This window comes from Sphingobium sp. (assembly GCF_049304695.1).
Classification (GTDB): domain Bacteria; phylum Pseudomonadota; class Alphaproteobacteria; order Sphingomonadales; family Sphingomonadaceae; genus Sphingobium.
Genome location: NZ_JBAQOK010000007.1, coordinates 68,656 through 81,942, shown reverse-complemented (window position 1 = coordinate 81,942; position 13,287 = coordinate 68,656). Strand labels below are relative to the sequence as shown.

At 57.4% G+C, this 13,287-nt stretch carries 12 protein-coding genes; 4 read left to right on the top strand and 8 right to left on the bottom strand.

Annotated features, from left to right (window positions below; translation table 11 throughout):
* Positions 1-13: 13 nt before the first annotated feature.
* The 7 genes from WA070_RS00800 to WA070_RS00770 form a co-directional block, all read right to left on the bottom strand.
* Positions 14-1,402 (bottom strand): O-antigen ligase family protein, encoded by a 1,389-nt coding sequence (locus WA070_RS00800; protein WP_422632324.1) that lies wholly within the window; start codon positions 1,400-1,402, stop codon positions 14-16.
* Between the two features lie 53 nt (positions 1,403-1,455).
* The gene (locus WA070_RS00795; protein WP_422632323.1) at positions 1,456-2,523 is read right to left on the bottom strand and encodes an endo-1,4-beta-xylanase; all 1,068 of its coding nucleotides are present in this window, start codon (positions 2,521-2,523) and stop codon (positions 1,456-1,458) included.
* 39 nt (positions 2,524-2,562) lie between these two features.
* On the bottom strand, positions 2,563-3,585 hold the full coding sequence (locus WA070_RS00790; RefSeq protein WP_422632322.1) for a glycosyltransferase family 2 protein: 1,023 nt from the start codon (positions 3,583-3,585) through the stop codon (positions 2,563-2,565).
* A complete protein-coding gene (locus WA070_RS00785; protein WP_422632321.1) occupies positions 3,552-4,799 on the bottom strand; it encodes an O-antigen ligase family protein in 1,248 nt (415 codons plus the stop codon). Before WA070_RS00785 ends, WA070_RS00790 begins: the two co-directional genes overlap by 34 nt.
* Before the next feature lie 69 nt (positions 4,800-4,868).
* Positions 4,869-5,987 carry a glycosyltransferase gene (locus WA070_RS00780; protein ID WP_422632320.1) on the bottom strand — a complete coding sequence of 373 codons (1,119 nt, stop codon included), beginning with the start codon at positions 5,985-5,987 and terminating at the stop codon, positions 4,869-4,871.
* Positions 5,988-6,079: 92 nt separating this feature from the next.
* Positions 6,080-6,553, bottom strand: coding sequence for a glycosyltransferase (locus tag WA070_RS00775; RefSeq protein ID WP_422632319.1), 474 nt, complete (start codon positions 6,551-6,553; stop codon positions 6,080-6,082).
* Positions 6,550-7,029: a glucuronosyltransferase gene (locus tag WA070_RS00770; RefSeq protein WP_422632318.1), complete on the bottom strand. Its 480-nt coding sequence runs from the start codon at positions 7,027-7,029 to the stop codon at positions 6,550-6,552. The genes WA070_RS00775 and WA070_RS00770 overlap by 4 nt, the downstream gene beginning before the upstream one ends.
* A gap of 352 nt (positions 7,030-7,381) precedes the next feature.
* Between WA070_RS00770 and WA070_RS00765 the strand changes: the two genes are divergently transcribed.
* The 4 genes from WA070_RS00765 to WA070_RS00750 all read left to right on the top strand — a co-directional run bounded on the left by WA070_RS00765 (position 7,382) and on the right by WA070_RS00750 (position 12,160).
* Positions 7,382-8,656 (top strand): VpsF family polysaccharide biosynthesis protein, encoded by a 1,275-nt coding sequence (locus tag WA070_RS00765; RefSeq protein WP_422632317.1) that lies wholly within the window; start codon positions 7,382-7,384, stop codon positions 8,654-8,656.
* Positions 8,657-8,741: 85 nt separating this feature from the next.
* Positions 8,742-9,848, top strand: coding sequence for a glycosyltransferase family 4 protein (locus WA070_RS00760; protein ID WP_422632316.1), 1,107 nt, complete (start codon positions 8,742-8,744; stop codon positions 9,846-9,848).
* Positions 9,849-9,898: 50 nt separating this feature from the next.
* Positions 9,899-10,999, top strand: a complete 1,101-nt coding sequence (locus WA070_RS00755) for an acyltransferase family protein (protein ID WP_422632315.1) — start codon at positions 9,899-9,901, stop codon at positions 10,997-10,999.
* Positions 11,000-11,005: 6 nt separating this feature from the next.
* The gene (locus WA070_RS00750) at positions 11,006-12,160 is read left to right on the top strand and encodes an endo-1,4-beta-xylanase (RefSeq protein WP_422632314.1); all 1,155 of its coding nucleotides are present in this window, start codon (positions 11,006-11,008) and stop codon (positions 12,158-12,160) included.
* 10 nt (positions 12,161-12,170) lie between these two features.
* Here WA070_RS00750 and WA070_RS00745 read toward each other — a convergent pair whose 3' ends face one another.
* Positions 12,171-13,286 carry a glycosyltransferase gene (locus tag WA070_RS00745; protein WP_422632313.1) on the bottom strand — a complete coding sequence of 372 codons (1,116 nt, stop codon included), beginning with the start codon at positions 13,284-13,286 and terminating at the stop codon, positions 12,171-12,173.
* Position 13,287: the final 1 nt, after the last annotated feature.

Below are 13,287 nucleotides of genomic sequence, written 5' to 3'. Positions count from 1 at the left end.
GTCGGCAATGTCGTTACGCTGGGTCGGATTTGCCGTGAAACTGCGACTCTTGCACCGTGCCCTGTGAAAGCGGAGCTGTCGATGCGACCGTCGCTATCTTGTGCCGATATACCAGCAAGCCGAGCGAAGTGTAGGCCAGCCCTGCAAATGCGCCCAGTGGCTTGTCTTGTGATTCGGTGAACATCGCGATCAGCCACGCCGTTGTCAGACCGAAGACAGTTAGTGCCGCAGCACGCGTTGGCCCACCGATCACGAACATACGCCGGGCAGTCATTGCGGCGGTGATGAATGTCCCAATGAATAGAATCATCCCGACGAAGCCGGTGCTAAGCAGGATATTGAGATACCCATTATGGGGGTCGAACAGCGAGAATCGTCGCCAGAGTTCCAACATGAAATCGCCATAGGTTGTCGAGGCGTAACCATAGCCCGTCAGGGGTCGCTTCGCGATCGCACTGGGCGCTATTTCCCAGATCGACGTGCGACCCGTCAGTGTCAGGTCTCGCCCAAACAGCCCGAAAATCGCTTCCAGTTGCGAATAAACCAGGATTGTGGTGGGGACGAAGATCAGGATTGCGATCGTACGTTGGACAAGATTGAGACCAATGATCGCCCAAAGTACCGGTGGGGTGATGATGACGATAGCCAGTGCTGTGGCCGAATGGCTTCGGACGATCATGATCAGCAAAAGCGCTATCAGTCCTCCACGCATTAACATGGAGGGTAGAACGGTGCGTCCAGACAGCAACGTCATAGTTGCATATGCCGCGCATATGCCACCGAAAATATTCTTGTGCGGATATACGCCGCGCCAAGCGCCCGCATGAACGGATTGCGCGGCATCACTTTGCTGATGAACGCCGAAATGCGGGAGCGCAAAAATGTAAAGTAACGAGAAAGCTGCCATGATGGCGCCTGCGTAGACGAAGCTGCGAGCAAAAAGGTGCGGCGGGAGACGCAGGGCAAGGCAATAGCCCGTCACGATCAAAGGCAGCAGAGCTAGCAAGCCGTTCAGGGATGAACTGAACGTATCCGTCCAAATCAGTGAAGTCGCAGCCCAGCCCATGAATAGCAGGATTGGCGTCATACGGTTCAGTCGCGGCAACGCCATGCGCCAGTAAGGCGTAATGCTTGCGACTGCAACGAGCGCAACGGACATGCGTAAGGCGTAGAGCAAGACGCCCGATCCTTCGGTTCGACGCATGGTCGACATGTCACGAGCGATTTGTTGCGAAGGGTCTAGCCCGGTTAGTTGATAGACGAAAGGACTGGTCAGGAGGAATATGCAAAGGCCCCAAAACCATATCTCATAACTTGGGGGTTCGTCTGGCGCGAAATCGTAAACGTAATCCGGCGTAATGCCTTCGTCATCCGATCGTGGCAGCATGGTCCGGCCGTTCATGTCATATGCCTCTGAAACGGAACTTACCATCGCATTACTTTCATTGTCAGATACTACGCGACGCCCCGAAATGCGTCCAGCATTGCGCGTAACATCGGTTTGGCATGACCGTCATCATCGAAAGGCAGCGGTGCGTCGCCCGTCGTCGGAAACGGGGCATGCCGCAGCCAGCTATCCTTGTCGCGCACGCCCCATATGGTCATGCCATATTGCTGCTTGGCGGGCAGCTTCACATAAGCATGCACCAGTTCGGCGGCCCGTTCCGCCTGGAGCGCTTGCCTGTCAGCGTCGGACCGGGTGTCGACACGGCGATGGCCGTAGGAAATATCCAGTTCCGACACATGGACCGGCAAGCCGAAGCTGGCCAGATCTTTTATCGTATCCGTCAATGCACCCTTGGCCAGATCGATCTTGATGTGCGTCTGCGTACCGATACCGCTGATCTTTGCGCCGCGCTTGAGCAATCGTTCGATCATATCCATGAAAATACGCCGCTTACCCGGCTCTTCCAGACTATATTCGTTGATGAAACGCGGTATCTCCGGCGCAGCTTCCGCAGCATGGGCCAGCGCTTCGATCATATAATCGTCCGGCCCCAGCATGCGGCTCCACAGGCTGTCGCGCATGCCTTCGCCCTTGTGCATCACAGGCTCGTTGATGACGTCCCATCCGCGCGCGCGATGGCGATAATGAGTGACGGTCTCGACAATATAGCGCTTATACAGATCGGCGAAGGCGGATGGATTGCCCGCCAGATTCTTGAAAGCGTCCGGCTCGCTTTTATACCAGACGAGCGTATGGCCATGCAGGTCCATCTTATTCTGGGACGCGAAATCCGCGATGATATCGCCGCGCTGATAGTTGAAGCTGCCATTGCGCATGGCAATCAACCCCATTTTCATTTCATAGCCAGCCGTAACTTGCGAAAAATTCCGTTTGAACAGCGTCATCAGGCCCGGATCATTGAGGTCCGCGCTGTTCAGAGCGCAGCCGATCGGAAATGGTGCGACGCTGCGCAGGGGAACGGTCGCTCGCTCAACCGGATTAGCAGTAGAACCGTCGCTACATGCCACACAGGCCAGAGCGGAGCCAACGAACGTTCGGCGGGTCAGGTCATACATGGGCTGTATCTCCGTCAGATAGGGGATGATCGGGGGAGATCATCGGTCATTCGACTGGCGCTTTCCCAGAATCGATGCGCGAATACGCTGGTACAGATCATGCGGCATCACGGTTCGCACAAGCAGGGATGCTGCAAAGCGAGGCGGCATCGCGCCGGTTGCAACGGCCCGAACGATCTTCGCCAGACCTTGCAACGGTGTTTCACGCAGGATCGCTGGCCCCAGATAGCGTATCTCATAGCCACGCCGCGCCTTGAGCGAAAGGGCGTTGCCAACGGCCATCAGAAAGCGTTGGCCGGTAGCGAGCGTCTTGTCGTTGCTCAGGCGGCCCGGCCGCAGGTCGTTATTATAGATCGTCAGCGGTTCTGCGATCAGCACATAGTCCGTGCCAAGAGCGCAGCAATCGATGGCGAACATATGATCCTCGCCCGTCGGCAGTTCACGCCATCCCACCTGCCGTGCGAGCGCGGTGGCAACGAGGAAGCTGCTCGTCTGGCAAAAGCCGCCGGTCACGAAGATAAATTCGTCCAGCCGCTCGTCCGTGCGTTTGGCGCGTGACGGGCGCACGATATGGCGCCCCTCCGGCAGGGTCACGATCGTGCTGGTCACGCAGAATATGCGTTCGGGATCTGGCCGGGCCATTATGGCGTCCAACTGGCGTTCCAGTTTGGCCGGCATCCACTGGTCGTCGGCATCCAGGAACGCCACGAACCGTCCGCGTGCCTGAGCCAGTCCCGTATTACGCGCGGCGGTGGCGCCACCGTTACGATCGTGGCGGATGAGCCGGACGCGCGAATCCTCGCCTGCCTGCGCCAGTTCATCGCTCACCGAATCTGGCGAACAATCGTCAATCACCAGTAGTTCGAAATCCGGCATTGTCTGTGCCAGTACAGAACGGACAGCAACGGACAGATGGCCTGTTACTGCATAGGCGGGAATGACGATCGTAACGATCGGATTGGCGGCATGCTGCGCTAAGGCATCGGCTGGCTGCACCTCTCGTCCTTCCTTCCGGTCCAGAAATCGGTTCAGGCCGATCTCGACCCCGTCTGGTCGCCCCATATCTTGCTCATACGGCTGCCCCTGGTCGAGGACAGCGGGCGGATCAGGGCAATGGCGAAGATCAAGGCGACCTCGACGATGCTGTCACGATCCAGCAGGCTGGATTCGGTGAAATTATGACCGAAGCAGAATAGCATGATCGCAAGTACGAGGGCGCCGCGCGCCGGGTTGATCGACGTCCTGGTCAAAAGCCGGGCCACCGGCGCAATGAAAGCGGCAACCATGGCAAGGACAAGGCCCGGCAGACCGATCGTCGCCAGCAGATCGAGAAATCCGTTATGTCCCGTGGTCACTAGCTGGACCCAGCCGTTCCCATATTTAAATATCGGGCTTGCCGGGCCGATATTCCAGAATGATCCAAAACCGGCGCCTAATAGAGGGTGATCGGCGGCAAAGGTTAGCAATGATTCCCATATGAAGGCACGTCCGGTGAAGGCGTCCGGGTCGGAAAACTGCATAGCCAGGGGATTGCGATAGAGATTGAGGAGCAACATTCCAGCAATGCCGACCATGCAAAGCGCGGAAATGACGAAAAGGCGGTATTTCGCATTATATCGCTCGAACAGGAAGCCAACGGCAATACAGAAACCGAGCAGGCCCAACGACGTTTTAGATTGTGTAAGAATCAGAAACAGGAGCGAGGCGGCGATGACCGCGCCCCGCAACAGCTTGGGATAGCGGTCCGCGTCGAACAGAAAGGTGATGATGGTGATCGCACAGACGGCACCCGCCACATTCTTGTGCATCAACACGCCGCGCCAGTCGCCGATCAACCGCTTGTCGCCGATTTCGTCCATCGGATGAACGCCAAAGTCGGGAAACAGGAAAACCGTGATGAAGTTGGCAACCAATATGGCGATGAGCAAATTGCGCAGCAGCTTGACCGGGCGTTCATAGCCCAATTGGTCTATCGCGATGAACAGGCTCCATATGATCACGCTCGTCAGGATGAGGCGCCGCACTGCGATCCCCGGATCGATCGCCCACCCGATACTGAGCCAGCACCATCCCAGCGCCAGCAGCATCGTCATCGGTATTACCAGCAGGCGGCGCGGATGATCGAAAGGCCGAGTGCCGAAGATCAGCAGCCCGAAGACCAATATATAGGCCACCTGTCGCACGGGACTGCCTTCGCCGGTCGTCTGCGTGCTGGCGAAGGTCATGAACGGGCCGAGCATGGTCAGGATCAACAGCGCGGCCAGCGCCGCCTGCATTATGCCGTTCCTGGCGGGCCGCGCGGAGCGCGTGTCTTTTCTGCTGCTGTCTAGGGCCATGGTTCCGGCTTAGTTCGATTTCGCAGGGATACAAGTCGCCAGCGAGTCATAGCGCGCCATCATCGTGTCGAATTTCGCTTCCTGCGCGAGTATCAGAGCGCGGGATGACCATAGCGCATAATGCTGTGGGTCATCGAGGACCATAGTGATGGCATGCGCCAGCCCGTCTGTATCGCCCAAATCAATGACCAAGCCGCAGGCGCTGCCATCCCTGGCGGTGATCCCTTCGACCTGGGAGGGGACATTGGAGACGATCAATGGCAAGCCCAGCGTCGCAGCTTCCAGCAAGGCGAGGCTGTGTCCCTCGAACAGGCTTACCTGAACAAATATGTCGGCCTTCGAAACCCGTGCCAGGGCGCTCGCCCTGTCACAATGTCCCAAAAGATGAACATGATTGGCCACGCCGTGCCGTGCGATCAGCTTGCGAAGGGCGGCCTCGTCCGGGCCGCTGCCCAGAATTTCCACTCGAACGTCCGGCATGGCGGGCGCCGCATTGATCAGCATCGGGTAATTTTTCTGTTCCGCCAGTCGCCCGGCAGCGATCACCGTCCTGCCCAATGCTTGTCGCGGTCCCCGTGGCGCAAGCCTCGCCAGCATGTCATCGACGCGCCGGGGGAGGGCGTTGTGGATGGTTAGACTTTTGGCGCGATAAGCCTGGGCCTTTCCGGCCAGCGACTGCGTGACCGCGTCGGATACGCCGACAATCGCGCAGACGTTGGGCAAGCGCCCGGTCAGCCCGTCCATCGCGTCAAGCAAGCGATTATGCGTCCCGACCGGACTGTGATGGGTGACGATCAGCCGTGTCCGGGGATTGAACAACTTTGCAAAGATCGGCAGGAGCACGTTGGCGGCTGGCATAGCCGTGATGATGACATCAGGCCGGGTTCGGCGCAGCCATCCTGCGAGATTGCGTAGCATGGCGAATTTGGCCAGCAGTCCGCCCGGTCGATTGGGCAGCATATACGTCCAGCGCTGTTCATCTGCGACGTCGTCCGGTCCGTGGGGATAGAGACCGGCCAATTCGACCGCATGCCCGCGCTCCGCAAATCCCGCTGCCAGATCGGACCATAATTCCCGAATGCCACCCGCCGCGTGGGACACGAAAAATACGATGGAAGGCTTCGTCATATTTGCAAAAGCTCCGACGCGAGAACGTGTGATGTGGATATGTTCACGCGCATGTTATCATGGCGCACAGAGCTGATCCTGTCGATCCGGCGCTATGCCTGCATGATATAATCAAACAAAGCCTGATTGAGCCGAGTGCGGTCGGGGTGCATGAGTTGAGGGACGGGCGGTTCCAGAGGACGGGACAGAAAATCGACCAGTTGCTCGCCAGTATGGGCGACGTAGATGCCCGATCGACCCTCCAGCACGGAAGCGGTCGCTAACTGATGCTCGTTGCGATGTTCCTTGAACGCGGCGCGGCGCGGGAACAGGATGATGGGGAGCCTATATTCCTGCGCCTTCAGAACGGTGCCAATGCCCGCATGGCCGACCACGACTCGCGCTTGTTTGAGCAACGCGTCGAATGCGGTCGGATCAAAAGATGCCTGGAACCGGAGATTTTTGGGAATATAGCGCCCCTTGCCGATCTGGGCCACGATGTCTTCCTGCACCTGAGGCGCGGCATCGTCCACGATTTTGATCAGCCGGTCGAATGGAAGCTGTGTCCCGACGGTGAGCAGAATCAAAACACTGCGCCCCTGTAGTGCGGGCCTCCCGGCTTCGCGAGATGTTCCCACTGTGTCAGCCAAAGTGTCGCGCACCAGCGCGCCAGCTTCCCGCTGAACGAAGAGTTTTCGGAATTGGCGATGCTGTCGATCCAGATGGTGCGTGCGCCGATACGCCGGGCCGCGATCAGGCAAAACAGACCTGGCATCGCACCGGTGGAGATCACAACGTCAGGCCTGACCGTCTGTACCAGCTTTCGTGCCGCCAAATAGCATTGCACCACGCCAATGCCACTGAAGCGGTTGGCATCGGGCAGCACATGCACGTTTAGCCCGTCGCGCGCTGCGTAGCCCGCACCGGTCGTCGCATAAACGGTATCAAACTGATCGAGCGTCGGCCTCATCAACAATAGCTGTTCCCAATGCCCTCCTTTAGATGCGACAGCGAGAACGGTCTTTAAGGTTGAACGGCCTGGCTCCACAGGCGTGATCGGCACTTAATTCATTCTCCTGGCAAAATAAGGGCAACAATCCGGTGAATGTGTTGGATTACAATCTGATAGGCGATACCCCAAGCCAATCAATGCAGCAAGTCGATCGTAGGATCGTTCCAATTGGTTAACGTCTGATTTAGGGGCGATTCGAACGATTACTTGCGTTGAAAATGCGATGCCTGACATCTGATGTGACTGATGGTCGTATCACGAAATCTCACTTGATGGTCCGTTCTGTCTTCAAACGACGTGACCCCATCACACCAACAACGGCTCACCGCCCGTTTTGCTGCATCGCACACAAATTATTCTGAACGGGCGTGACGTGGCGCAACGTCGTTGCTAAGGCGTAAACATGTCTACAGTGGTTCGCCAACTTACGCTCGCCGGCATCGTCATGCTTTTCCTGCTTGGCGGACCTATGCTCGATATGATCGGCTGGACTTATACGTCGGCGGGCGGTTCCTTCGTCACGAAAATCCATCCGTCCTTTTTCATTCTATTCCTGGCTGCAGGGGTCGCCTTGCTGTCTGGCAAGGATCGCTATTGGCAACAGATGCGCAAGCCCTGGTTCCTGGCTTATACGCTGTGCGCCATCCTGCTCGTCGCCAGGGCGGTGGCGATTGCATCGACCGGTGTGACCCAGGGCGAGTTGTCCGCCGCGATGGTCACATTTCTCATGCCGGCCTTCCTCCTTGTGGCTGCCCAAAGTTTGTCGCGTACCGATTTCGACAGGATCGGCGTGGGCCTTCGCTTCTTCTTCATCTTCAATTCGCTAATGGGTCTAGCGGAACGACTGGCCGGCCATCGCTTCATCCCCAGCTTTATAGATGCGGAGGGCAAAGAGTTACGGGCGGCGGCGCTTCTATCCCACCCGCTCGACGCGTCGCTGCTGACCGGGATCATGATCGTATTTCTGGTTTCGGCGCGCAAGAAATCCTTGCCGGTCTGGATGCGCGTGCCCGAAATATTGCTGCACGGCATGGCCATGTTTGCCTTTGGTGGGAGATCCGCGCTGGTCTTTACCACGATCGTCCTCATCTTCAGTGCGGTCGTGGTGCGGCAGGATCGTAGTCAGAACAAGATCGGGCCGCTGCAACGCTTCTTGCCGATTGCCATTCTGATCGCTGGCGTCGCGCTGATATTCCTGCCTATTCCCTTTGTCGAAGCGACATTGGCACGTTTCTCCAACGATAATGCGAGTTCCGAGACGCGCAACGCGGCCTTCCAGATGCTGACGGCGCTCGACCCGGCGCAATTATTGTGGGGTGCAGATGCCAATCGGCGCACGATCATCATGGCATTTTTTCACAGCGAACGTGGAATCGAAATCGCCTGGATTGCCCTCATCATGATCTATGGTGCCATTTTGGCAGCTTTCTATGCCGTCACCATGCCACTGATGCTTATGTTGACAGCACGCCGGTTGGATCGCTCGGCTCTTTACATGGCGTTACTGTTCATCGTGGTCACAGCCGGATCCCTGTCCCTCGGCTCGAAAACCATGCTGATTTCGCAATTGCTGACAATGATGCTCGCGCTTTGTCAGAAGCAGGTCAGGAGCGCCTTGTTCTTCCGCGTTCCCACAGGAGAAGAGGCGCATTCGCCCGCACCACTGGCCCCTTCCTGATCCAGCAATATCGGACCCTGACGATCTTGGTAAAACGCGACAATGATTGAAATCCCCCGTCAGCCGAACATGGAGTGAAGTCACCTTGGCCCGGATCCTGATCAATCATTATACGGCGGTGCCGAACAAGATCACCGGGATAACCGTCTATTCCTTTGCCATCGCAGAGGCGCTGGTTCGGCACGGTCGTCATGATTATGTATTCGTCACTGACTGGGACATCGATCGCCTGCCACCGCAGATCGTGTCCCTGCCGTGCGAAATCATCGGTCGCCGCGCGGTGAAGAACGAAACGCTCGAACTTTTCGAAGCGGCCCGCCGACTGCCTGCGCTCAAGCGGCAAACCAATAGCGACCTGATTTTCCATACCGGCCCGACATCCATGTGGGGTGGTTACGACCGCAGCGTCGTCGTCATTCACGACATGTATCGCGTAACCAGCCCCGCGCTCTACAGTCTGGCGCAACGATTACAGTGGCATCATTTCACCGCTCGCACATTTCGCCGCGCCGCCGCCATCATCGCCGTATCAGACGCGACCGCCCGAGACGTGCGCGCCGCTTATCGAGAAACGCCGCCCCGCGTATCCGTCGTGCATGAAGCCCCGCCGATCGGCCCCGCCAATGTCTCGCCCGTTCGCCCGATCGAACGGCCCTATGCCCTGATGGTCGCCAATCTCAGCCCCAATAAGAATGTACGGGTCGTAGTGGACGCACTCAAACTGCTTGCCGATCGAGGAGAATGTCCGACCGTCTGTCTGGTCGGTCGCGATCCGGGCGGCGCGCTGGCCGCGATGCTGGATGGTCGGACCGACATCGACATGGTGCGGGTCGAGGGGGTGAGCGATGCGGAATTAAGCGCTTACTATGCGCATGCGCGAATGTTCATCAACACATCCCTGATGGAAGGCTTTTGCCTGCCCGTGCTGGAGGCCCAGGCCTTCGGTACGCCAGTCATCTGTTCCGACCTGCCGGTGCTGCGCGAAGTCGCGGGGGAGGGTGCTTTGTTCGTCGATCCACGCAATCCTTCGCGCGTGGCGGAGGCCATCATGCTGGTGGCAGGAAATGATGCGGTGCGCGATGATCTGGCCGAACGGTCGATCACCAATGTCCAGCGATTTTCCTGGGAAAAGGCCGCGCGGGAAACTGAGGCAGTATTCGATACTGTCTTGGCATCTCAAGCGACGTCATAATTAAAATCTTCCCGGCATATTGCGGGTTCGAGCGAGTTTGGAGCAATGCAATGTCAGACCAGCCCCTAAGAGCAAAAACTCACCTTCTGGGTCTGGAAGCGGGTCGTTTCATGGCGGCCTTGCTGGTCTGCTGCTACCATTTCTCTCTGGCCTTTCATAACCTGCGCGACGGCGACATTCTCGATATGGCATTTCATGGCGGCCATGCGGGCGTCGATTATTTTTTCGTGTTGAGCGGCTTCATCATCTTCCATGTTCACCGGCTTGACCTGGGGATAAAAGACAAACTCCGCCCATTTTTGCTGAAGCGGTTTTTCAGGATATATCCGCTATATTGGGCAATATTCGCGGCAATGTTAACGATGTTCCTGATCATGCCTTCATTGGGCCGCGGACGTGAATTCGATTTGTTCAATCTGATTCCTGATGCTGCGCTGCTTCCGACCCCCGGCGACATCATCGTTCTGCAATCCTGGTCGCTTCGGCACGAACTCATATTCTACGCGATATTCGGCTTGGCTATTATGAACAGGAGGATCGGCGTAGCGACGTTCATCGCCTGGCAAATCGGTTGCCTGATCATCGGTTTGCTTCACCCCAATGATCTAGGACCGCTCATCAAGCCATTTTTCTACATCTATAATCTGGGTTTCGGCATCGGCGTTGCGACGGCGTGGTGCGTCGAGCGGTGGCACGTGCCACGCGCAAGCTGGCTCGGTGTGGTCGGTCTGCTTGGCTTCATTATCGCGATGTGGCTGGAATGGAAAATTGGCCGTCATATGGAAGAAGGCATCCTCCCGCTTGGCGACATCGCCAGTCCCGCGATATTCATGGCGTGTTCCGCCCTCATCATATTTGGTGTAACCCAATATGAACGCGTTGGGCGGTTGCCGATACCTGATCTGTTGAAGTTGCTGGGTGGCTGCTCCTATTGTCTTTACCTCATCCATGCACCGCTGGGCTCAGTCCTCATTCGCATATCCAAGGTTGGCGCGCTGCGGCACATCCCCAATCTGCCTATCTTTGTAGCGATGGTGGCGATTACAGTAGCGGCATCGATCGCAGTGCATCTGATGATCGAAAAGCCATTCCTGGCCTATGCCCGCAAACGTTGGATCAACCGCAGCAATGCCCGAATGGCGATGGGATAACCCGCTATGTCTTTCGATCTGAATCTGAACAGGCGCCAATTAATCGGTGGCGCGGCTGCGGCGGGACTCATGCCTTTTCCAGCGTTGGCGGCCGACAGTTGCGCGCCCGCCGCCACCTTTGATTATACGCCGGGCACGGCACGCAGGATTGCATCATCCAAAGGTTTGTTTTTCGGTTCCTGCATCGGAGTCGATGCGTTGCGCAAAGATGCACGTTACCGCGCGATCAATGCGCAGGAATGTAATCTGTTCGTGCATGCGTCGGAACTGATGTGGCACGAGCTACAGCCCCTGCCCAACGATCCGTATGATTTCAGTCGAGCGGAAGATGTTTACGCTTTCGGCAAACATTTTGGCACGCCCTTCCGGGGTCATATGATGCTTGACTGGAACGGCCTGCCGAAAGGATTTTACGATCGTGTCGCGAGCCTGAGCAGGCAGGATACTGAATCGTTGCTGGTCGATCATGTCCAACGGCTGGCAACGCATTGGAAGGGCCGGTTTCTGGACTGGAATGTCATGAACGAACCCGTATGCGGAACCGTCTGCCCCAAAAACCCGTGGTTCCCCAAGCTTGGCGAAGAATATATCGATTTGGCTTTCGCAACCACGCGAAGCGCCGATGATAAGGTCCGGCTCAACCTCAATCAGAATCTGATCGAGATGGAAATGAGTTATGAACGCAAAACGCGCGACGCTCTCTTTCTTTTGGTCGAGCGACTTCGCAAGCGGGGCGTGGACATCAGCAGCGTCGGTATCGAAGGGCACATTCGAAACGGGAGGGTCGATCAAGCCGGATTGGAAAAATTCATTCTGGATCTTCGTTCGATCGGCCTGACCTTCTTCCTTTCGGAAATCGACGTTGACGATCGCGACTTGCCGGAATGCCCCACTCAACGCGATATCGCCGCCGCATCCCTTGTACGCGATCTGTTGGATGTCGCTCTGGCGCAACCCACCTGCCTTGGCATCATTTTCTGGGATTTGACGGATCGCTACAATTGGCTTGTTCACAATCCCAAATGGAATCGAGCCAATGGTGGCAAACAACGGCCCACTTTGTTCGACATTGAGTTCAGACCCAAGGCCATGTTGGAAACGACAGTTGCGGCGTTAAAAGCGGCTGTTGGACCAGGAAAACTGTCGATCATGCCTGCTTAGAGCAGATCGATCACACGAAAGCCTCTATGCGGCGCCAATATTCCGCGACCGGCCCGTCGAAACTATAGCGTGCCGCGCCGCTGGCCGCGCGTGACTGCATGTCTGCTAAGCGGGTGGGGTCGGTCAACTGGTCGATGGCCAGCGCCATGGCCGCGACATCCTCGGTGGGGACCAGCACGCCAAATTTCGCATCGACAACGCCGCTGACTTGCATATCGACTTGGTCATCGAGAATTTCAGATGGCCCCGTGCGGCAATTGGTCGAGATGACCGGGGTGCCCAACACCAGCGCCTCTATGATCGCGGTGGGCAGCCCTTCGCCATTGGAGGGCAGGATATAGGCGCTCGCCTGACGGACGGCTGGAAATGGGTTGGACAGGAAACCGGGCATTGCCAAGCGATCGGCAACGCCCAGTTGCGCAGCGAGAGCGGCCAGCCGTTCCTGTTCCGGCCCCTGACCTAGCAACAGCAGCGATCCAGTAAAGCGCGATTGGGCAAAGGCCTCGATCAGCAGGGCGAAATTCTTGTGGGACGCGAAACGCCCCATTCCCAGCAGATAGGGTTGCGCGATGTCCAGTCCGAGCGGGGCTTGTCCATTGCGGCGAATGTTATCGACATCGATGGGATTGGCCACCGCCGTCACCCGTTCGCGCCGGACGCCATAATGGGCGATCAGGTCTTCCCTGATGCCTTGCGATACGCCGATGACCGCATCGGCCCGTGGATAAAAGATACGGACCAGCAACTTGGCGATCCGGCCCGACAGACCTTTATGCTTGCCGCTGGTATAATTATGTTCGCACAGGATCGTACGATACCGTTGGACCGCGCCATTGACGACATTAGCGACGTTGGCGCGGGACAGGGCGCTGACGACGACCGCAGGTTTGAGAGCCTTCAATGTTACGCCAAGCATGCGGATCGAGCGGATGAGCGATCCCGCGCAGTCGAGCCGATGCACGGTGACGAAATCGGGCGGCGCATACGCCTCCGTCTCCCGGTCCAGCAGGACAAGGTGAATGTCGTGGCGATCGGTCATCGCGCGCGATTGCGCCAATATGTTGACGACAGCGCGTTCCGCTCCACCGCCTGCCAGCGAATTGACGACAAAAACGACTCTGGCCACA

Excerpts from the sequence above, each read along its gene's own strand:
- WA070_RS00800 (WP_422632324.1), bottom strand. The coding sequence starts at position 1,402 with ATGAACGGCCGGACCATGCTGCCACGATCGGATGACGAAGGCATTACG.
- WA070_RS00795 (WP_422632323.1), bottom strand. The coding sequence starts at position 2,523 with ATGTATGACCTGACCCGCCGAACGTTCGTTGGCTCCGCTCTGGCCTGT.
- WA070_RS00790 (WP_422632322.1), bottom strand. The coding sequence starts at position 3,585 with ATGGGGCGACCAGACGGGGTCGAGATCGGCCTGAACCGATTTCTGGAC.
- WA070_RS00785 (WP_422632321.1), bottom strand. The coding sequence starts at position 4,799 with ATGCAGGCGGCGCTGGCCGCGCTGTTGATCCTGACCATGCTCGGCCCG.
- WA070_RS00780 (WP_422632320.1), bottom strand. The coding sequence starts at position 5,987 with ATGACGAAGCCTTCCATCGTATTTTTCGTGTCCCACGCGGCGGGTGGC.
- WA070_RS00765 (WP_422632317.1), top strand. The coding sequence starts at position 7,382 with ATGTCTACAGTGGTTCGCCAACTTACGCTCGCCGGCATCGTCATGCTT.
- WA070_RS00755 (WP_422632315.1), top strand. The coding sequence starts at position 9,899 with ATGTCAGACCAGCCCCTAAGAGCAAAAACTCACCTTCTGGGTCTGGAA.
- WA070_RS00750 (WP_422632314.1), top strand. The coding sequence starts at position 11,006 with ATGTCTTTCGATCTGAATCTGAACAGGCGCCAATTAATCGGTGGCGCG.